The sequence below is a fragment of the Achromobacter sp. ACRQX genome, from assembly GCF_022346505.1.
GTDB classification, from domain to species: Bacteria; Pseudomonadota; Gammaproteobacteria; order Burkholderiales; family Burkholderiaceae_B; genus Achromobacter; species Achromobacter animicus.
The window spans coordinates 21,112-40,470 of the sequence record NZ_JAKRML010000013.1 but is presented as its reverse complement, the minus strand read 5'-3'; the positions used below and the strand labels follow the sequence as shown (position 1 = coordinate 40,470).

Below are 19,359 nucleotides of genomic sequence, written 5' to 3'. Positions count from 1 at the left end.
CCTCAGCTACCCGCGGTGGCGTGGGCCGGCGCGAAGAAGTAATCCTTCCAGCTGTCGGCCTGCCCTTGCAGCACGCCGATCTCGCGCAGCTTGTCGGCATACACCTTGGTCTGCTGCGGCGTGATCGTGAACTGGTTTTCGGGATCGTCCAGGATCTTCTTCACAAAATCGACCGGGAGCTTGGAATTCTGCTGGCGGATGAAGATCGCGGCGGCCTCGTCCTTATGGCCGGGAATCCACGCCGCAGCCTCCGCCAGCGCAGCGTAGAACGCCTGATAGGTCTTGGGATTGGCGTCGTGGAATTTCTGGGTGGTGTACAGCACGTTGAACGTCGCAGGTCCGCCCAGGATGTCGTACGAACTGATCACCTTGTGCACCGCCGGATTGCGCTCCAGCGCCTGGTAGTAGAACGGCGCGCTGGAAAAATGTGCATTCACCTCCAGGCCGCCAGAAATCAGGGCGGTCGTGGCGTCCGGATGCGGCAGGCTGATGGAGATGTCGTCAAAACGCTTGAAGTTGTCCTTGCCGTAGCGCTTGGCCGCTTCGATCTGCAAGGTGCGCGACTGGAATCCGACGCCCGCGGCCGGCACCGCAATGCGGTCCTTGGCGCCGAAGTCGTCCAGCGTCTTCACCGCCGGATTGTTGCTCAGCAGATAGTTGGGCAACGATCCCAGCGCCGCCACCAGCTTCACGTTCTGCTTGCCGCGCGTGCGGTCCCACAGCACCAGCGCGGGCGGCACGCCGGCCGACACCATGTCCAGCGCACCGGCGAGCAGCGCCTCGTTCATGGCCGATGCGCCAGATATCTGTGCCCATTCCACCTTGATGTCCACGCCGGCCTGCTTGCCGTGCTTTTCGATCAGCTTCTGGTCCTTGACCACATCAAGGATCAGATAGGCGATGCCAAACTGCTGCGCCACGCGCAGCGTGCCTTCGGCATGCACCGGTGCGGCGGCCGCGGCGAGCGTTGCAAAAGCCAGCGCGGAGGTCGCCGCAAAGCGCCGCAGGGGAAAGGGATTGATGGACATGAGATCGCGGGCTCCTTGGGCCGGTGGGTTCGCCACGCCGCGTCATACGCTGCCTAGGGTGGCAACGTCGGGTGGCGACGTAGGTTGACCGGCGATCCTAGCAACGCGCGCGCGGCGGCGGAACGAACTATTTCTGCTATCCAAATAGCGCCGCTGGCAGGCCGCTTGGCGCAGCCGCAATGCCCTAGCCGCAAGCCCCAGCGCAGCCGAAGGAAACAAGCATATGTCCAGATATTCTTTGTCGGCGCAGCCTTCGCTCCGTAGCATGACCCCAAGCTATTTCACATGCATATCGGGGTTTGGAATCATGAGTTCGTACAAGAAGCTGCCTTCCATCGACGCCGCGCGCCGGCGTCTGTTGTTCCATATCGGCTCGGTGGCGGCCGCAGGCGCTGCGGGCGCGCTGCCCGGGGTGACATTCGCCCAATCCCGCGAGCAGGCCACGCTGGCCTCCGGTAGCGCGGGCTACACGTGGGCCTTGCCGTTCGTCGCCGAAAGCGCGGGCTACTGGAAGGCGCGCAACGTGGATCTGAAGGTGCTGGATTTTCCGACCGGACGGGACTCGATGCAGGCCCTGCTGGCCGGCTCGGCCAACTTCTCCACCACCACGGATACGCCGCTGGTCTTTGCCGTGTTGCAGGGCCTGAAGCCCGGCATCCTGGCCAATTTCAGCCGCTACTCGTACGACATGAAGATCGTGGCGCGCGAAGGCAGCGGCATCGCCGCAGACAAGCCCGCCAGCCTGAAGGGCAAGAAGATCGGCACGCCGGCCGGCACGTCTGGGCAGTATGCGTTGGCCAAGTACCTGGAATTCGCAAAGCTGTCCGCCAGCGACATCACGCAGGTGAACCTGGCGCCCACCGATCTCATCGGCGCGCTGGTGCGCGGCGACATCGACGCGTTTTCCTGGACCGCGCAGGCCGGCAACGCGGCGCTGCGCCAAAGCGGCGGCAAGGCCTTCTTCCTGACGCAGGACGGCTACGAAAAATTCTTTCGCAGCCACCAGTTGCTGCTGGTCAACCAGAACACGCTGGATACGCGCCAGGCGCTGGTCAAGGACGCCATCGGGGCGTTGCTCGACGCCGAAAAGCGCATTGCGCAGGACCCGGCGTGGCCCGATTTGATCGCCACGCGCATCCGCAGCACGCCCGCGGAGGTCAAGCAGGCCACCTCGGTATTCGAATTCAAGGTGGGATTCGACGACAGCTTCGTGGACGACCTGGTGAATCAGGCCAAGTGGGCTATCGACGCCAAGCTGGCGCCCGCGCCCGCCGGCGACCTGCGCGCGCTGTTCCGCGCCGCGATCAAGGACGCGCCGCTGTCGGCCGCCGCGCCCGACCGCGTCAAACTGGCCTGACGGCATGGGCGCCCTGATCGAATTCCAGCGCGTGTCGCAGTTCTTTGCCACGCGCGGCAACGCGCCCGCGCAGGCGCTGCACGAGGTGTCGCTGGACCTGGCTGCCGGCGAATTCACGTGTCTGATCGGCCCGTCGGGTTGCGGCAAGACGACATTGCTGCACCTGCTGGCAGGCTTTCTGCAGCCTACCGACGGCGCGGTCCGATTTCATGGCAATCAGGTGGAGCGCCCCGGTCCCGAACGCGGCGTGGTGTTCCAGGAATATGCGCTCTTCCCGTGGATGACGGCCAGGCAGAACGTGGAATTCGGCCTGCGCGCGCAATCGGTCGCCGCACCGCAACGCCGTCATCGCGCGCTGGCGGCGCTGGAGCGCGTGGGTTTGGCTGCGTCCGCAGACCGCTATCCGCACGAGTTGTCCGGCGGCATGCGCCAGCGCATCGCCGTGGCGCGGTCCCTGGTCGTCGAACCGAAGGTTCTGCTGATGGACGAGCCGTTTGCGGCCGTGGATGCCATGACCCGCGCCGCGCTGCAAAAGGACCTGCTGCGGCTGTGGCAGGAGACCGGCGTATCGGTCGTGTTCGTCACCCACAACATCGACGAGGCGATCTTCCTGGCGCAGCGCGTCGTCGTGATGGCCCCGCACCCCGGGACCATCAGCGACGACATCCGCATTGGCCTGGACTACCCGCGGCAGCGCGGATCCCTTGAATTCGCCCAACACTACAACCGGATCGAGGCCGCGCTGGCGGCCGGCGCCCAAAGGCAGGCGGCATGAACTCATTGACCCTGCGCCGCGAGTCCGTGGCCGAAACGACCCCCGATATTCCCGTCCGAGCCGATCACGCGGCCAGCGGCGATGCGCCGCCCGCGCGTGCGGGACTGGCCGACCGCTTCCAACTGGCGCACGCACATGCGGAACGCGTCCGGCGCCGCCGGCGGCTGCTGCTCAACCTGGCCGGCATCGCGCTGTTCCTGCTGGGATGGGAAGCCATTCCTCACGTGTTCTCGTGGATGAACCCGGCGCTCTTTCCGCCGCCGTCACGCGTGTTGCAGGCCGCGCTGCCGCTGATCGAATCGGGCGAACTGGCGGGCCACATCACAGCCAGCCTCACGCGGGCCGCGGCAGGATTCAGCATCGCGCTGATCCTCGGCATCACCGCCGGCATCCTGACGGCGCGGATCGCGTTTCTACACCATCTGAGCGAACCCGTGCTGCATGGCTTTCGCTCAGTGCCGTCGCTGGCGGTCGTTCCGCTGGCGGTGCTGTGGTTCGGCATCGGCGAGCTGCCGAAGATCGCGCTGATCGCCTGGGGTGCGTTCTTTCCCATCTGGATCACCACCTTCATCGGCGTGCGCGACACCAACATCGTCTACCTGCGGTCCGCGGCGGCGTTGGGCGCGGGCAGGCTGCGTACGCTCTTTCTCGTCATCCTGCCCGCCGCCCTGCCCTTCATCCTGGCTGGCGTGCGGCAGGCCATTGCCGTGTCGCTGATCGTGCTGGTAGCGGCCGAGCTATCGGGTTCGACCCGTGGCATCGCCTACATGATGTCGCTGGGCCATCAGCTTTTCCAGGTGGAGATCATGTTCATCGGCCTGGTGCTGCTGGGCACGTTCGGCTTTCTGGCGGACCGGCTGTTCGTGTGGGCAGCGCGCCGGCTCTTCCCTTGGTATCAAAGCGCCTCCTGACATGAGCCTTCCGCACAAGCGGGCAGAACCCCGCACGGTAGTGCTGCGCAACGCGCGCATCCATACGTTTCATGACGCCCGGCCTTCGGCCCACGCCATCGCGCTGGCCAACGGCCGGGTCGCGGCCTACGACGAGGAAGCCCTGGCGCTGGCCGACGGCGATTCGCAGGTGCTGGACCTGCAGGGCGCGACCGTGATCCCTGGCATCAACGACAGCCATGCCCACATGGAGCGCGAGGGGCTGAAAACACTGCGCCCCTCGCTGACGCACGCGCGCAGCGTGGCAGACGTGTTGCAGGTGGTGCGCGAGCAGGCGCGGCTGACGCCGCCCGGCGAATACATCGTCACCATGCCGGTGGGCACGCCCCCCTATTTCTTCGGCGGCGCGGCGCAGTTGGCGGAAGGCCGGCTGCCCAGCCGGCAGGAACTGGACGCCGCGGCGCCCGACCACCCCGTCTACATCCCCGCGCCCTTCGGCAACTGGGGCAAGCCGCCCGGCAGCGGCGCGCTCAACAGCCTTGCGCTGGCGCGCAATGGCCTGACGCCGGCATCGCAGCCGCGCTGCAGCGGCATCGAACTGGGCCGCGATGCCGCCGGAGAACTGGATGGCAGCATCGTCGAGCGCAACGCCCGCCCCGCCGTCGAATTCGACCTGCTGCCCGACGTGCCGCGCTTTGGCTTTGCAGATCGACTGAAGGGCCTGCGCATCTCGCAGCGGCTTTATCACGCCAAGGGAACCACCAGCATCTATGAAGGCCACGGCTGCGCGCCCGAGACCATCTCGGTCTATCGCAAGCTGTGGGAAGACGGCGAGCTGACCATGCGATCCACACTGGTCGTGAGTCCGGCGTGGAGCGACCTGGCCGAGGCGGCGCGCGCCATGCGCGACTGGCTGGCCACCGCGCGCGGGCGCGGACTGGGCGACCCGTGGTTTCGGGTCAGCGGCATCCATATTGCGTATGGCGGCGATCCCGTCGTGGCCTGCTGCGCACGTGCCAACCTGCCCGACACCGGCTGGTCCGGCTTCGTCGAACAGGCGGTCACGCCATCGGATTTCCGGGCGCTGTGCCTGCTGGCTGCCGAACATGACCTGCGCGTCAACGTCATCGTCGCCGACAAGCTGCACGAGGTCGTTCCAGTGCTGCGCGAGGTCAATGCCCGGTTCCGGCTGGCCGGCCGCCGCTGGGTCGTCCAGCACATCGCCCGCTCGCGCATCGACGACCTGAAGGCGCTCAAGGCGCTGGACGTGCTGGTCACGACCATTCCCACGTATTTCCTGTGGAAAGGCGGCGCGGCGTACCTGGACGAACCCGATGGCGGTGAAAGCGTGGTGCCGCATGCCGAGATGCTGGCGCTGGGGCTGGACGTGTCGCTGGCGACCGACAATATTCCCTATGATCCGTTTCACACGCTGTGGGTCGCCGGCGTTCGGCAGGAGCGGATGACGGGGCGCGTCATTGGCGACGGGCAGACGCTGACGGCCCGCGCGGCGCTGCGCGCGTTCACCGTGGCCGGCGCCCGGCTGAGTTTCGACGAAGACTGGAAGGGCCCGCTCGCGCCGGGATTTGCCGCGGACGTGGCGGTGCTGGATCAGGACCCGATGGAGTTGCCGGCCGCGGCGTGGCGGGAAGTTCGCTGCACGATGACTATCGTGGGCGGGCACATCGTGCACGGCGGGCCGGACGCGGTTTCATCGTGATGCCGGCATCGGGGTTGCCGGCTTTGATCGCGATGGCTTCAATTTCGTCGGCTTCGATTCGATCCTCTTTGACTTCGCCTGCCTCGACTTCGCCGGTGGCGATCGTCGGCGGCGGCGCTGCAGGCACGCTGCTCGCCCTGCACCTGACCCGTTTGCACGGCATCCGCGTGACGCTCTACGACGGCGCGGGCGCTTTCGGCCGCGGCGCGGCCTATAGCGCCACGTCGCCCTGGCACCGCCTGAACGTGCCGGCGCACAAGATGGGCGGCTGGCATGCGGACGACGCCGACGGCTTTCTGCAATGGCTGGCCGACCGTGATGGCGGCACGGCGCAGTCGCATGGCCACCGGTATGTCGAGCGCGCCGTATACGGCGAATGGCTGTCGTCGCACCTGTTCGACGCAGTGCGCGCCGGCTATGTCCAGCTTGTGACCGCCCAAGTACGAGGGCTTCGGGTCAAGCCGGGCGGCGTCGCGCGCTGGGAGCTGCTGCTGGACAACGGCCAGCGGCGCGACGCCCACGCCGTGGTGCTGTGCCAGGGCAACGCGCTGCCGCGTGCGCTGCCGGGCTTGGCGAACCATCCGCGCAGCATCGGCAATCCGTGGCTTGCACGGTCGCTGTCCCGCATCGGCAAGCACGATGCGGTCCTGGTGGCCGGATCGGGCGCCAGCGGTGTGGACGTCGTGCTGGAACTGCTGCACACGGGCCATTGCGGGCGCATCCATCTGGTTTCGCGTCGCGCCTTGCTTCCGCAGCCCGAGACCTTGCCCACTCACCCGGCCGCGCCGCGCCCCTTCCTGTTCGATCCGTCCCGCGATCCACCAGCCCTTCGCGACCTCTACCGCACGGTGCGCGGCGCCATCGGGACCGATCTGGCAGCTTCCCGCCCGTGGCAGCCCACCATGGATGCCGTGCTGCGCCAGGCGGACGCGCTGTGGGACGGCCTGACACTTGCCGACCGTGCGCGCTTTCTGCGGCATGTGCGCCCGTACTGGATGGTGTTCCGGCATCGCGCAGATCCGGCGGCCCTTGCGCATCTGCAGGCCGCGCAAGACAGCGGCCAGCTGCGCCGGACGGCGGCGCGCATCGCGTCGGCCGCCGCGCGGGACGAGCGGCTGCACGTCACGCTGCAACGCGCAGGCCAGCCATCAGCAACCATTTCGGCGGACTGGGTCATCAACGCGACCGGTCCCGACGAACGCATCGCGCTGCGCGACGACCCATTGATCGCGAACCTGCTGCTCTACGGCCACGCTCGGATCAACGATCTGGGATTGGGGCTGCACGTGACAGCAGAAGGAGAAGTCCCGGCCACAAAGGGACGACAGACCCCAGCCCTGTTCGCGCTGGGACTGCCTACGCGGGGCGTGTTCTGGGAAGTGACCTCGGTGCCGGCCCTGCGCGCGCGGGCGGCGCCCCTGGCTGCGCGTCTGGCGGAACGCCTGCAGCGGGATGGACCGCGTTGATGACAACGGCCTGACTTGCGGGACTACCGGCCCAAGCCTCCAGGCCAGCGCGCTATCGTCCCGGCCCGCCCCCCAGCAGCTTGAACGACTGGTCAGCCGCGCGCAGATCGCGCGATTCGCGGTTCCAGCCGATCTGACGCCGATAGCTGCCCAGCAAGCCCGCGCGAATCAGTTCGTCTTCGGCCACCGGCGCAGGCGCATCGGCCTGGGGAGACACGTACATGGCGTCCTCGGGGCACCAGGCTTCGCACATGAAGCAGGTCTGACAGGCATCCTGGCGCGCGATGACCGGCGCCGCGCCTTCCACGATGTCGAACACATTGACCGGGCACACGCGGACGCAGATGTTGCAGCCCGTGCAACGGCTGTCGCTGATGAGTTCGATCATGCCGCCAGCCTCGTCTGCGGTGCGGATTGCGGCACAAACTGCGTCGCGGATTGGGCCCCGGCCCCGTCCAACGCACGCGGCTGCACCCACACCTCGTCCAGCCCGCCGACGCTCAAGTGATGGTATTGCGCGGCGTCCTGCTCCAGGAAGTCGTAGCGCTTGTGCATGCCGCGTGTCTCGCGGCGGGCCAGCGCGCTGCGGTACATCCAGCGCGAGGTGGCCAGCATGGCCGCCGCTTCCCGCGTGGTCAGCAGATCTGCCGCAGCCACAGGCGCCGCCGAACGCAACGCGTGCCACTGCGTGTCCAGCCGGGCGACCGAAGGCTCCAGCACGTCCGCCGTCCTGAAGTAGTTCCGCTCAAACGGCATGACCTCGTCCTGCACTGCCTTGACCAGCGCGGTCGCATCCACGGCGCGCGCGCCGTTTCCGCGCAGGCCCGCGGCGCCGGCGGCGATGGCGGTGCGTCCGCGGCCGCGCGCGGCCATCGCGTGGATGGCGGCGCCGGCGCCCGCCCAGGATCCGGACGAGATGGCCCAGGCGGCGTTATGGCTGCCGCCCCCGGTGAAGCCGCCGCAGATAAGCTCGCGCGTCGCCGCGTCGCCGGCGGCGTACAGCCCCGGGACAGTGGTCGAGCAATCCGGCCCCGCCAACCGCAGGCCGCCCGTGCCGCGCACGGTGCCCTCCAGCCGAAGCGTCACGGGAAAACGCTGCGTAAACGGATCGATGCCGCTGCGGTCGAACGGCAGGAAGAAATTGGGTTGCGCTGCGCGCATCGCCTGCTGCGTGGCCTCGTCCGCCTGATCCAGGCGTGCGTAGACCTTCTGACGCAGCAGTTCGCGCGCGATGACCGAGCGCCCGCCCTTGGACGCCGCGCCGGGTATCGGCACGCCATCAACGTCGGTGAAGGTCGCCCAGTTGTAGAACAGCGTCTTGGTCACCGAGCCGAATTCCGGCGCGATGCCGTAGGCGTTGGAGAACTCCATGCCAGACAGCTCCGCGCCCAGTTCGGCCGCCATCAGCAGGCCGTCGCCGGTCAGCACGTTGCAGCCCAGCGCCCGGCTCAGGAAGGCGCAACCGCCCGTGGCGATGACGACCGCTCCCGCTCGCACCGTCCACGCGCCGCCCCGCTGCCGGTCCACGCCCGCCGCGCCGGCGACCGCGCCGTGCTCATCGCGCAGCAGCTCCAACACCGGGTGATGATCGAGAATTTTGCCGCCGGCCTGCTTGACCTGCTTGCGCATCAGCCGCATGTATTCCGGGCCTTGCAGCGAATTGCGCCGCGACACACCGTCGGCATCCACCGGAAAGGGATAGCCCCAGTCCGCCAGGGTATTGATGCCGTCCCACGTCCGGTCCAGCACACGGCCCATCCAGCCATGGTCCGCGAGGCGGCCGCCCATGTCGTAGCGGCTGGCCATCGCGGCGGCGCGCTTCTGCGGATCCCGATCGACATACCAGACCGCGGTGCCGGCCGCCGCCGTGGCGCCGGACGAACCGCAATAGCCTTTGTCCGCCAGGATGACGCTTGCGCCGGCCTGGGCGGCGCAGACCGCGGCCCACGTCCCGGCGGGGCCGCCGCCGATGACCAGCACATCCGCCTCGTAGCCCGAATTGGCGCTGCCTTGCGGCGCCGCGTGTTTGCCGGCCATGAAACCCCCTGCTGTGATTGCTTGCAATAGGAAGGTTCGATGGTATGCCGCCAGTCCGCCGTCACGAACGACGGATCGGCGATTTGCAAATCACCGGGGTGATGCGCTTTGTCCGGCCATCACTGCCCGGGCGGGTCTCCGTACATATAGTCCCGCCGCCACGGATACGACAGATCGGCGGAAAGATCCAGTTCATCCGCGCGCCCCGTCGCGGGATGCTGCGCAAGAATCTGATGCAGCGCGATCCACCCATGCTCGAAGGCCATCGCGCAACCGGCCAGATACAGCCGGTAGGCGCGCAGCGAGCGCTCGCCCTGGTCCGCGCCCAGAATGCGCGCCGCGTCCGGCAACCGCGCTTCCAGCCGATCGCTCCACGCCCACAGCGTGCGCGCATAGTGCGGACGCAGGTTCTCCACGTCCAGGTCTTCCAGGCCGCCGTTGGCCAATGTCTGCATCACGACGCTGACGTGCGTCAGCTCGCCGCCCGGGAAGATGTACTTCTCGATGAACTCGCCCATGCCGTTGCCGAGTTCTGCGTTATCCACGCCGGCGGCGGTGATGCCGTGGTTCATGATGAGCCCGCCCGGCTTGAGCAGGCGGCGCAGCGTGGCGAAGTAGCTTTGCAGTTGCGCGCGGCCCACGTGCTCGAACATGCCCACCGACGCAATCTTGTCGTAGGGCTGCGATGCGTCCAGCTTGCGGTAATCCAGCAGTTCGATGCGCACGCGATCGGACAGGCCTTTTTCCTGGATCAGCCGGCTGACGTGCGCGTGCTGGTTGCGCGACAGCGTGATGCCCGTGGCGTCCACGCCGTAGCGTTCGGCCGCCCACAGCAGCAGCCCGCCCCACCCCGCGCCCACATCCAGGAAGCGCTCGCCCGCCGCCAGGCGCAGCTTGCGGCAGATGAGATCCAGTTTGGCTTCCTGCGCCTGCGCGAGCGTCATGCCCGGTTCGCGGAAGTACGCGCAGGAATACACGCGGCGCGGATCCAGCCACAGCGCGTAGAAGTCGTCGGACAGGTCGTAGTGAAATTCGATCTGCCGGGCGTCGCGCTCGATGGAATGGCGCCACACCGACATCACCTTGCGCACCAGGTCGGTCAGCCAGCCGCCGCGCGCCGCGTCCATCGGAGAGCCGGGCAGCAGGGCAGCGGCCGCCGCCATCACATCGCGCATGCTGCCCTCGATATCGATGCGGCCTTCGACATAGTCCTGGCCTAGCACGCCAACGGCCCCTTCGGCCAGATGCGCCAACGCGGTCTTGTCATGCGTCACGAACCGCACGCGCGGGTCGGGTGGGCCGAGCACGGCGCCATCGGACAGCACAAGCTGGACGGGAACAGGCAAGGCCTGAAGTTTGCGCTCCACGACAGATAGCAAAGGATTCACGGCTTATCCTCCGGAAGCATAGGGACACCAGGGACGCTAACGGAAAATGCCCGCCATCTTCCTGTAAGCCCGCCCATGATAAAGTCCCCGGCTTGGCGCGGCCAATACAGCCTCTGCACTGCCACGCGCCCTGTCCCTGCGTTTTACCGCGATCTACATGCCCCCAATGCAAACATCCCGCAGCAGCCTGCCCGGTTGGCTCATTCTCATGGGCGCGCTGACGGCCATCGGCCCGTTCGCCATCGACATGTATCTGCCCGCGTTCCCCACGATCGCGGCGAACCTTGGCGTGGCCCGCGGCGATGTCGAGCGCACGCTGGCGGCGTACCTGATCGGCCTGGCGCTGGCGCAGGTGTTCTACGGCCCGATGGCGGACCGCTACGGCCGCAAGCCGCCGCTGCTGGTGGGCCTGACGCTGTTCATGATCGCCTCGCTGGGATGCGCGCTGTCGGGTTCGGTCGAAGCCCTGACCGGCTGGCGCGTCGTGCAGGCCATGGGCGGCGCGGCCGGCATCGTGATCCCGCGCGCGGTCATCCGCGACCATTACGAAACCCATGAAGCCGCACGCGCGATGTCGCTGCTGATGCTCATCATGGGCCTCGCGCCCATCCTCGCGCCGCTGATCGGCGGCCAGCTGCTGGCCATCACCTCGTGGCGCAGCCTGTTCTGGGTGATGCTGGCGGGCGGTGCGATGCTGATGGCCGCGGTCATCATGATCATGAACGAATCGCTCACGCCGGACCGCGTGGTGCCGCTGCGCTGGAGCACCATCCTGCAGAACTACCGCGGCCTCTTCGCGCACCGCGGCTTCATGGCGCACAGCCTGGCGGGCGGGTTCGGGCAGGCGGGCATGTTCGCCTACATCATCGGTTCGCCGCGCGTTTTCATCGAACTCTACGGCGTGCCGCCGCAGTACTACGGCCTGCTGTTCGGCACCAATGCGCTGTCGCTCATCATCTGCTCGCAGATCAGCGCCCGCCTGCTGCGCACCCACACGCCGCGACAACTGCAGCGCCGCGCGCTGGTCACGCTGGCCTGCGCCAGCCTCGCCGCCGTCGCCCTGACACTGGCCGGCCTGATGACGCTGCCGTTGCTGATGCTGTGCCTGATCGCCTACATGGGCAGCCAGGGCTTCGTGAACCCCAACTCGGCGGCACTCGCGCTGTCGGACCAGGGAAAGCGCCTGGGCGCGGCGTCGGCGCTATTGGGGACGCTTCAATTGTCGTGCGGCGCCCTGGCGGGTTTTGCCGTCAGCGCCTGGCAGGCCGACACCGCCCTGCCCCTGACGACCACCCTGGCGGCCTGCGCCTGCCTGTCCTGGACGGCCGGCCGTGTGGCGCGTTCGCACACGTCCTAGCCCCTTTGGCTTGATTTATTTAAGAATTCCGTATTAGAATCGCGGTCTTCACATGAAGTTTCCCGTGCGGGACTACTATGCTTTGTAGTTCAGCACTCTGACCCCCAACCGCGTGTTGTGAATAAAAGCGTGAATTCAAGCGTGAATTCAAGCGGGTGGCAGGCAGCGGGTATAAGCACTGGGGTGAAATCACTTTCCCCCTCATCCACTAAGACTGGGTGGCCGGCCAAGGCAGCGCACAGCGCAGCCCACACAGCCCGGCGGCTAAACCCCCGTCTACCCCCCGAAGCGATGCGCGGCAAGAACGACACTAAAGAGGTGCATCCATGGCACGCGTATGCCAAGTGACCGGCAAAGGCCCGATGGTGGGCAACAATGTTTCGCACGCGAACAACAAGACCAAGCGCCGCTTCCTGCCCAACCTGCAATCGCGCCGGTTCTGGGTTGAAAGCGAAAACCGCTGGGTTCGCCTGCGTGTTTCGGCCAAGGCCATCCGCACGATCGACAAGAACGGCATCGAAGCCGTGCTGGCCGACATGCGTGCCCGCGGCGAACTGGCCTAATCGGCCGCCCCGCCAATCTACATACTAGGAGCACGACATGGCCAAAGGTATCCGCGAAAAGATCAAACTCGAGTCGACCGCCGGCACGGGTCATTTCTACACGACCACCAAGAACAAGCGCAACATGCCCGAGAAGATGCTGATCAAGAAATTTGATCCGGTCGCTCGCAAGCACGTCGACTACAAGGAAACCAAGCTGAAGTAATTCAGCCGGTATCCCGCAAAAAAGGCCCTGTCATGCAGGGCCTTTTTTATTGCCGTTATTTTCTTGCCATTCGTTTTCCACCGCCATTTGCCGCCGCGCTGAAGGCCATGTTTCAATTAGGCCGCACCCGCGGCGCCCCAGGCGCGCGCAGGGGCCCGATTCATTCAACGCTGCGATAACCCGCCATGATCCGTCCCTGCCTCACCCTGCTGCGCCGCGCCGTTGCGCCCGCTCTCATCGCCCTGGCGCTGGCGCCGGCCGCCCCCGCCGCCGCGAAAGACAAGGAACCGCCGATCCGCATCGGCGAGATCAACAGCTACAAGGCCATTCCCGCCTTTCTGGGCCCGTACAAGAAGGGCTGGCAGTTGGCGCTTGAAGAAGTCAACGCCGCGGGCGGCGTGCTGGGCAGAAAGCTCGAGGTCATCTCGCGCGACGATAACGGCAACCCCGGCGACTCGGTCCGCGCCGCGCAGGAACTGCTGGCGCGCGAAAAAGTCGAGCTGCTGTTCGGCGGCTTTCTTTCCAACACGGGTCTCGCACTGACCGACTTCGCCAAGCAGCAAGAGGTGTTCTTCCTGGCCGCCGAGCCGTTGACCGACAAGATCACCTGGCAGGAAGGCAACCGCTATACCTACCGCCTGCGTCCCTCCACCTGGATGCACGTGGCGGCGCTGGCCCCCAAGGCGCTCGCGCTGCGCAAGAAGCGCTGGGCCATCGTCTATCCCAATTACGAATACGGCCAATCCGCCGTAGCCACGTTCAAGGCCATGATGCAGTCGTTCCAGTCCGACGTCGAATTCGTCGCCGAACAGGCCGTGCCGCTGGGCAAGGTGGATGCCGGCGCGGTCGTGCAGGCATTGGCCGACGCCAAGCCCGACGCCATCTTCAACGTGCTGTTCGCCGCCGACCTGACCCGCTTCGTGCGCGAAGGCAACACGCGCGGCCTGTTTGAAAACATGCCCGTCGTGTCGCTCTTGTCCGGCGAACCCGAGTACCTGGAACCGCTGGGCGCCGACACGCCCACCGGCTGGATCGTCACCGGCTACCCCTGGTACGCCATCGACACCCCGGCCAACAAGACCTTCGTCGAAGCCTATAAAAAGCGCTTCAATGAGACGCCCAAGGTCGGTTCCGTCGTCGGCTATGCGTCGCTGATGTCCATTGCGCAGGGCCTGAAGGCCGCCGGTTCCGTCGACACGGAAAAGCTCGTCGACGCTTTTGCCGGCCTGAAGGTGGACACGCCCTATGGCCCCATCCAGTACCGCAAGATCGACCATCAATCGACGATGGGCGTCTATGTGGGCGTGACGGCGGTCGAAGACGGCAAGGGCATCATGAAGGATTTCGCCTACATCGACGGCGCCCGCCTGCAACCGCCTGACGAGCAGGTGCGCAAGATGCGGCCGGCGCCGGCCCGCTGATGAATGTATCCGGGCTGCTGCTGCAGCTACTCAATGGCCTGGCCGACGCCAGCGCGCTGTTTCTGGTCGCCGCCGGCCTGTCGCTGATCTTTGGCGTGACGCGCGTGGTCAACTTCGCGCACGGCTCGTTCTACATGCTGGGCGTGTATCTGGCCTGGACCTTCACCAGCCACTTCGGCGGCGGCGCGGGCTACTGGTTCGGGCTGCTGCTGGCGGCGCTGGCCACCGGCCTGATCGGCGCCGCGGCCGAGTTGCTGGTGCTCAAGCGCCTGTATCGCGCCCCCGAACTCTTCCAGTTGCTGGCCACCTTCGCGCTGGTGCTCATCATCGGCGACGTGGCCCTGGCGGTCTGGGGCCCCGAAGACCTCTTCTCCGCCCGCGCACCGGGCCTGTCGGGCGCCGTGCAAATCCTGGGCCGGCGCTACCCCGAATACGACCTGCTGCTGATCGCCGCCGGTCCCATCGTGCTGGGCCTGCTGTGGCTGCTGCTCATGCGCACGCGCTGGGGCCGGTTGCTGCGCGCCGCCGCTGAAAACCGCACGATGCTCGCGGCCCTTGGCGTGAACCAGGCCTGGCTGTTCACGTCGGCCTTCACGCTGGGCGCCTTCCTTGCCGGCCTGGGCGGCGCGCTGGCCGCGCCGCGCGTGCCCGCCACGCTGGGCCTGGACCTGGAGATCATCGCCAGCGCCTTCGTGGTGGTGGTCGTGGGCGGGCTCGGATCGATACCGGGCGCGTTCCTGGCGGCCGTCCTGATCTGCTCGGTCAAGGCGCTGTTCGTGTTCCTGGGCCAGGTCGCCATCGGCCCCTGGGTATTCAACCTGTCCAAGCTCACGCTGCTGGCTGAATTCGCGGTGATGGCCGTGGTGCTGGTCGTGCGGCCTTGGGGCCTGATGGGCAAGCCGCCCGCGCCGGCCTCGCACGCCGGTCCGCCCGAACGCCCCATCGCCCCCGCTGGGCCTCGGCTGCGTCTGGCCTACGCCGTGCTGCTGGTTCTGTTGGCGCTGGTGCCCGTCGCCACGCTGTACTGGCCCTATCTCAGCATCCTGATGACCGAGATCCTGATCGCCGCGCTGTTTGCCGCCAGCCTGCACTTTCTGACCGGACTGGCGGGCATGACCTCGTTCGGCCACGCCGCGTGGTTCGGGCTGGGCGCCTACGGCGCCGCGTTGCTGCTGAAACTGGCCGCCATCCCCATGGAAGCGGCGCTGCTGCTCGGCCCGTTCGCCGCAGCCCTTGGCGCGCTGGTGTTCGGCTGGTTCTGTGTGCGCCTGTCCGGCGTGTACCTGGCCATGCTGACGCTGGCCGTCGCGCAGATCCTGTGGGCACTCACCTATCAATGGGATGACGTGACCGGCGGCAGCAACGGGCTGACCGGCTTGTGGCCCTCGGCATGGCTCTCGCAAGGACCGTGGTTCTATTACCTGTCGCTGGTGCTGTGCGCGGCCGGGGTCTGGTGGCTGCGGCGGCTGGCGTTTTCCCCGCTGGGCTTTGCGCTGCGCGGCGTGCGCGATTCGGCCTTGCGCGCCGAAGCGCTTGGCATGGACACGCGCCGCATCCAGTGGGCCGGATTTGTGGCCGCCTCGTTCGCGGCGGGCCTGGCCGGATCGCTCTACGCATTTTCCAAGGGCAGCATCGCGCCCGACGTGCTGGCGGTAAGCCGCTCGGTGGACGGGCTGGTCATGGTGCTGCTGGGCGGCATCCAGACGCTGGCCGGTCCGCTCGTTGGCGCGGCGTCGTACACCTGGCTGCAGGATGCTGCGGCGCGCAGCACCGAATACTGGCACGCAGTGCTGGGCCTGGCCATCCTGGCGCTGGTCATGGCCTTCCCCGAAGGGCTGGCCGGCGCGGCGGCCCGCCTGCGCAGGAGGTCCGCATGACGACGGCAGCTCCCCTGCTGCAGGTGCGCAACCTGCGCAAATCCTTCGGCGGCATCGACGCGCTGGCCGACGTGTCGTTCGACCTGCACGCCGGACACATGCTGGCCTTGATCGGCCCGAACGGCGCGGGCAAGTCGACATGCTTCAACGTGCTGGGCGGGCAGTTGCGCCCGGATTCGGGTTCGGTTCGGCTGGACGGGCAGGAGCTTGTTGGCCTGTCGGCCGGCAAGATCTGCCGGCTGGGCGTGGGCCGCAGCTTCCAGACCGCGGCCACGTTCCGGTCCATGACCGTGCTTGAAAACGTGCAGACAGCCCTGCTGTCTCGCGACCGGCTGCTCTTCAATCCATGGCGGCGCGCCGCCCGCCATGCCGTTGATGAAGCCAGGACCCTGCTGTCGCAAGTGCAGATGGCGGACAAGGCTGACGAGGCCTGCGGCACGCTGGCCTATGGCGACGTCAAACGGGTGGAGCTTGCGATGGCGTTGGCGCACCAGCCGCGTCTGTTGCTGATGGACGAGCCCACGGCCGGCATGGCCACCAACGAACGCCACGCGCTGATGCGCCTTACCCGCCAGCTGGCGGACACGCAACACATCGCCGTCCTGTTCACGGAACACAGCCTGGACGTCGTGTTCAAGCACGCAGATCGCATCGCGGTGCTGGTGCGCGGCGGCCTGCTGGCCGAAGGCGCTCCCGCCGCCATCGCGGCTGACGAGCGGGTCAAGGCCGCTTATCTGGGCACCGAGGCGCCGCAAGGCGCCTGACGTCAACGCGGGCCGCGGACCGTCAGGACCGCGACGGCGCCTGCGTCAACCAGCCCGCCGCAACCATCGCATCACCCATCCCGCTGCGGGCTGTCCGGCTGGCATTCCCAGAAAATCCGGGCCGTGCATCCCGCGCAAATGTTCCGGTCCAGCTTTGCGTAGATCGCATGCAATGCCGTCGCCTTGTCCGGAAAGATGTGATCGGCGCCCAGCCGCTCCAGAAATCCTGTGCGGCGCCACATGTCCATGACCTCTGGCCGAGGCCGGTGGAAATAAAGGTCGCCGCCCATCGCACGCCGGGCCGCCAGTTCGTCGTCCCAGACCTGAGCACCGGCCAGGTCGATGAAGTTCATGCTCTTGGCCATGACCAGCAGATGGCGCGGCGCGCCGGGCGCCGAGCGCAGGTCGTGCAGCCGCTGCGCCACGTGCGCCGCCGCGCCGAAATAGACCGACCCTTCCATGCGCAGCAGCTTCAGTTGGGGACATTCCGGCAACGCGTCGGGTTGATGCTCCAGCACGACGAAGCGGCGATCCAGCCCGCGCGAATCAAATCCCATTGTGCGCATCGCCGGCCGCGACGTGCGGTGCAGATACACCATCAGCGACAGCACCGTGCCCAGCAGGATCGCGACCTCCATGCGGATGGCGATCGTGGCGGCCAGCGTCGCGCCGGCGATGGCGCATTCGCCACGTTGTGTACGCAGCAGGTGCCGCCAGCGCGGCACGTCCAGCAGCGTCCAGGCCACCAGCAACAGCAACCCCGCGATCGCGGCATGCGGAATCAACGCCAGCAACGGGGCGGACACCGCCACCAGCAGCATCAGCAACAACGCGGAAAACACTGACGCCAGCGGCGTCTTCGCGCCGGCCTCGAAGTTGGGAATGGACCGATTGAGCGATCCGCACGACAGATAACAGGAAAAGAACCCGCCGACGACGTTGGACAGACCCTGCCCCACAAACTCGCGGTTCGCGTCGATGCGCTGCCCGGAACGCGTCGCCACCGCCTTGGCGATGGAAATGGACTGCGCCAGCGCCACGATGGTCAGCGCGAACGCCAGGCTCAGCAGATCGGGAAGCGCGCGCCAGTCGACGCTGGGCACATGAAACGGCGGCCACGGTTGCGCGATCGCGCCCAGCACGGGAACCGGCGCGTCCCCGGGGGCCAGGATCCACGTATTGAAAACCCATGCCGCGAACGTCCCCGCAGCCAGGCCGAGGAGCATGTAAGGTTTGCGCTTGTCGAACCTGCGTGCCAGCAATGCCGTGACCAGGGTGACCAGCGTCACCAGCAAGGCGCCGGGATGCACCTGCCCGAGATGCGTGGCGACGCTTTCCAGCACCGCCCCCGCGCCGTGCGCTTCTGGCGACGGCAGGCCCAGCGCGTCCTTCAACGCATGCACCGCGATCAGCACGGCCGCGCCGCTGGTAAAGCCGAACAACGCCGACGGTGATATGAAGTGCGCCAGAGATCCCAGCCGCAAGACACCCACCAGCCACTGCATGACGCCGACCAGCACGGTCACGGCAAGCGCAAGCTGGATGTAGGCGGGGCTGCCCGCAGCCGCCAGCGGCGCCAGCACGGCAAAGAGCGCCAGCGAATTCGCGTTGGTCGGGCCCGACATCACATGGCGGCTGGAGCCGAACAACGCCGCCACGATACAGGGCACGATGGCCGAATACAGGCCGTATTCCGGCGGCAGGCCCGCCAGCGTGGCAAACGCAACGCCCTGCGGCAGCACCAGCAACGCCCCCAACAGGCCCGCCGCCAGATCGGCGCGCAGCGTCAACCGGTTGACGTCGTCCACCCACGAGCCGAAAAGCCGGCGCGCGACGTTCATTCCCCCCTGCATCATCCTGTCTTGTTCCCTGGGCATCGGCGTTCACGCCGGTCCGGCTAGGGTAAACGCTCGACCTTGACCACGCAACGCGGCAATCAGCGGATCAGCCCGCTTCACCGCCGCGGCGCGCCTTCATGGCCTGGCCGATCGCGGCCAGCGCATCGTCAGAAATCAGCCGCGCCGCCATCGGCAGCAGCTCGTCCTCTTCGCGCCGGATGTGCGCGTTGTAGGCGTCGGTGAAGGCCTGGACCTGCTGCGCCGGCAATTGCGCCGGCCGACCCGCCGCGATGTCGGACAGCGTCTCGCGCAGGGGTTCCCACAGTCCGGCCAAATGCCGATGATCAGCCATCAGACCGTCAACCAGCGCGTGCAGGCACACCGCGTCGGACCCCGCCATGGAATCGATCAGGGCGGGAAACAGGTCCTCTTCTTCGTCTTCGTGGTGATGGGCGGCGGCCGTGTCGAAATACCGGCGCACACTGGTGGCGGCAGTTTGCGCCGCAGCGTCGCTGCCATGCGCGGGCAGGTGCGCCGCCAGCCGCGCCAGCGTGGCGCATTGGCGCGCGATGCGTCCGTGGCACGCCGACAGCAGCGCCAGCGGATCGTCAGGGCCCGGCGCCGCGGCCGGTCCGCCTGGAAAGCTCACTGCCATCGCCTACCTCCGAAATCG

At 67.3% G+C, this 19,359-nt stretch carries 17 protein-coding genes; 11 read left to right on the top strand and 6 right to left on the bottom strand.

Annotation, left to right across the window (positions count from 1 at the left end; all coding sequences use genetic code 11):
- Positions 1-2: 2 nt before the first annotated feature.
- The gene (locus MHZ91_RS13860) at positions 3-1,028 is read right to left on the bottom strand and encodes an ABC transporter substrate-binding protein (RefSeq protein ID WP_239214119.1); all 1,026 of its coding nucleotides are present in this window, start codon (positions 1,026-1,028) and stop codon (positions 3-5) included.
- 307 nt (positions 1,029-1,335) lie between these two features.
- Between MHZ91_RS13860 and MHZ91_RS13855 the strand changes: the two genes are divergently transcribed.
- The 5 genes from MHZ91_RS13855 (at position 1,336) to MHZ91_RS13835 (ending at position 7,236) form a co-directional block, all read left to right on the top strand.
- Complete coding sequence (locus MHZ91_RS13855) at positions 1,336-2,385, top strand: ABC transporter substrate-binding protein (RefSeq protein WP_239214117.1); 1,050 nt, start codon at positions 1,336-1,338, stop codon at positions 2,383-2,385.
- Between the two features lie 4 nt (positions 2,386-2,389).
- Positions 2,390-3,160 carry an ABC transporter ATP-binding protein gene (locus tag MHZ91_RS13850; RefSeq protein ID WP_175125216.1) on the top strand — a complete coding sequence of 257 codons (771 nt, stop codon included), beginning with the start codon at positions 2,390-2,392 and terminating at the stop codon, positions 3,158-3,160.
- Positions 3,157-4,071: an ABC transporter permease gene (locus MHZ91_RS13845; protein WP_175125215.1), complete on the top strand. Its 915-nt coding sequence runs from the start codon at positions 3,157-3,159 to the stop codon at positions 4,069-4,071. The genes MHZ91_RS13850 and MHZ91_RS13845 overlap by 4 nt, the downstream gene beginning before the upstream one ends.
- Before the next feature lies 1 nt (position 4,072).
- Positions 4,073-5,770, top strand: a complete 1,698-nt coding sequence (locus MHZ91_RS13840) for an amidohydrolase (protein WP_239214114.1) — start codon at positions 4,073-4,075, stop codon at positions 5,768-5,770.
- A gap of 68 nt (positions 5,771-5,838) precedes the next feature.
- Positions 5,839-7,236 (top strand): FAD/NAD(P)-binding protein, encoded by a 1,398-nt coding sequence (locus MHZ91_RS13835; RefSeq protein WP_239214112.1) that lies wholly within the window; start codon positions 5,839-5,841, stop codon positions 7,234-7,236.
- Between the two features lie 52 nt (positions 7,237-7,288).
- On the opposite strand, the gene MHZ91_RS13830 is transcribed toward MHZ91_RS13835, so the two are convergent.
- From MHZ91_RS13830 to MHZ91_RS13820, 3 genes are all read right to left on the bottom strand, one after another.
- A complete protein-coding gene (locus MHZ91_RS13830) occupies positions 7,289-7,624 on the bottom strand; it encodes a 4Fe-4S dicluster domain-containing protein (protein WP_239214110.1) in 336 nt (111 codons plus the stop codon).
- On the bottom strand, positions 7,621-9,273 hold the full coding sequence (locus MHZ91_RS13825; RefSeq protein WP_239214108.1) for an FAD-dependent oxidoreductase: 1,653 nt from the start codon (positions 9,271-9,273) through the stop codon (positions 7,621-7,623). Before MHZ91_RS13825 ends, MHZ91_RS13830 begins: the two co-directional genes overlap by 4 nt.
- A gap of 119 nt (positions 9,274-9,392) precedes the next feature.
- The gene (locus tag MHZ91_RS13820; RefSeq protein WP_239214106.1) at positions 9,393-10,661 is read right to left on the bottom strand and encodes a class I SAM-dependent methyltransferase; all 1,269 of its coding nucleotides are present in this window, start codon (positions 10,659-10,661) and stop codon (positions 9,393-9,395) included.
- A 157-nt stretch (positions 10,662-10,818) separates the two neighbouring features.
- Here MHZ91_RS13820 and MHZ91_RS13815 point away from each other — a divergent pair, with 157 nt between their 5' ends.
- The 6 genes from MHZ91_RS13815 (at position 10,819) to MHZ91_RS13790 (ending at position 16,848) form a co-directional block, all read left to right on the top strand.
- Positions 10,819-12,018 (top strand): Bcr/CflA family multidrug efflux MFS transporter, encoded by a 1,200-nt coding sequence (locus tag MHZ91_RS13815; protein ID WP_255809607.1) that lies wholly within the window; start codon positions 10,819-10,821, stop codon positions 12,016-12,018.
- A 326-nt stretch (positions 12,019-12,344) separates the two neighbouring features.
- Positions 12,345-12,581, top strand: coding sequence for a 50S ribosomal protein L28 (gene rpmB, locus MHZ91_RS13810; protein WP_076515521.1), 237 nt, complete (start codon positions 12,345-12,347; stop codon positions 12,579-12,581).
- Between the two features lie 37 nt (positions 12,582-12,618).
- Positions 12,619-12,786, top strand: coding sequence for a 50S ribosomal protein L33 (gene rpmG / locus MHZ91_RS13805; RefSeq protein WP_003810296.1), 168 nt, complete (start codon positions 12,619-12,621; stop codon positions 12,784-12,786).
- A gap of 185 nt (positions 12,787-12,971) precedes the next feature.
- Positions 12,972-14,207: an ABC transporter substrate-binding protein gene (locus MHZ91_RS13800; RefSeq protein ID WP_175139356.1), complete on the top strand. Its 1,236-nt coding sequence runs from the start codon at positions 12,972-12,974 to the stop codon at positions 14,205-14,207.
- Positions 14,207-16,084, top strand: a complete 1,878-nt coding sequence (locus MHZ91_RS13795; RefSeq protein ID WP_175139357.1) for an ABC transporter permease — start codon at positions 14,207-14,209, stop codon at positions 16,082-16,084. The genes MHZ91_RS13800 and MHZ91_RS13795 overlap by 1 nt, the downstream gene beginning before the upstream one ends.
- A complete protein-coding gene (locus MHZ91_RS13790) occupies positions 16,081-16,848 on the top strand; it encodes an ABC transporter ATP-binding protein (protein WP_239214104.1) in 768 nt (255 codons plus the stop codon). The genes MHZ91_RS13795 and MHZ91_RS13790 overlap by 4 nt, the downstream gene beginning before the upstream one ends.
- 71 nt (positions 16,849-16,919) lie before the next feature.
- Here MHZ91_RS13790 and MHZ91_RS13785 read toward each other — a convergent pair whose 3' ends face one another.
- Together MHZ91_RS13785 and MHZ91_RS13780 are read right to left on the bottom strand one after the other, a co-directional pair.
- Positions 16,920-18,689, bottom strand: a complete 1,770-nt coding sequence (locus MHZ91_RS13785) for a SulP family inorganic anion transporter (RefSeq protein WP_239214102.1) — start codon at positions 18,687-18,689, stop codon at positions 16,920-16,922.
- A 103-nt stretch (positions 18,690-18,792) separates the two neighbouring features.
- Positions 18,793-19,341 carry a hemerythrin domain-containing protein gene (locus tag MHZ91_RS13780; protein WP_175125204.1) on the bottom strand — a complete coding sequence of 183 codons (549 nt, stop codon included), beginning with the start codon at positions 19,339-19,341 and terminating at the stop codon, positions 18,793-18,795.
- Positions 19,342-19,359 lie beyond the last annotated feature (18 nt).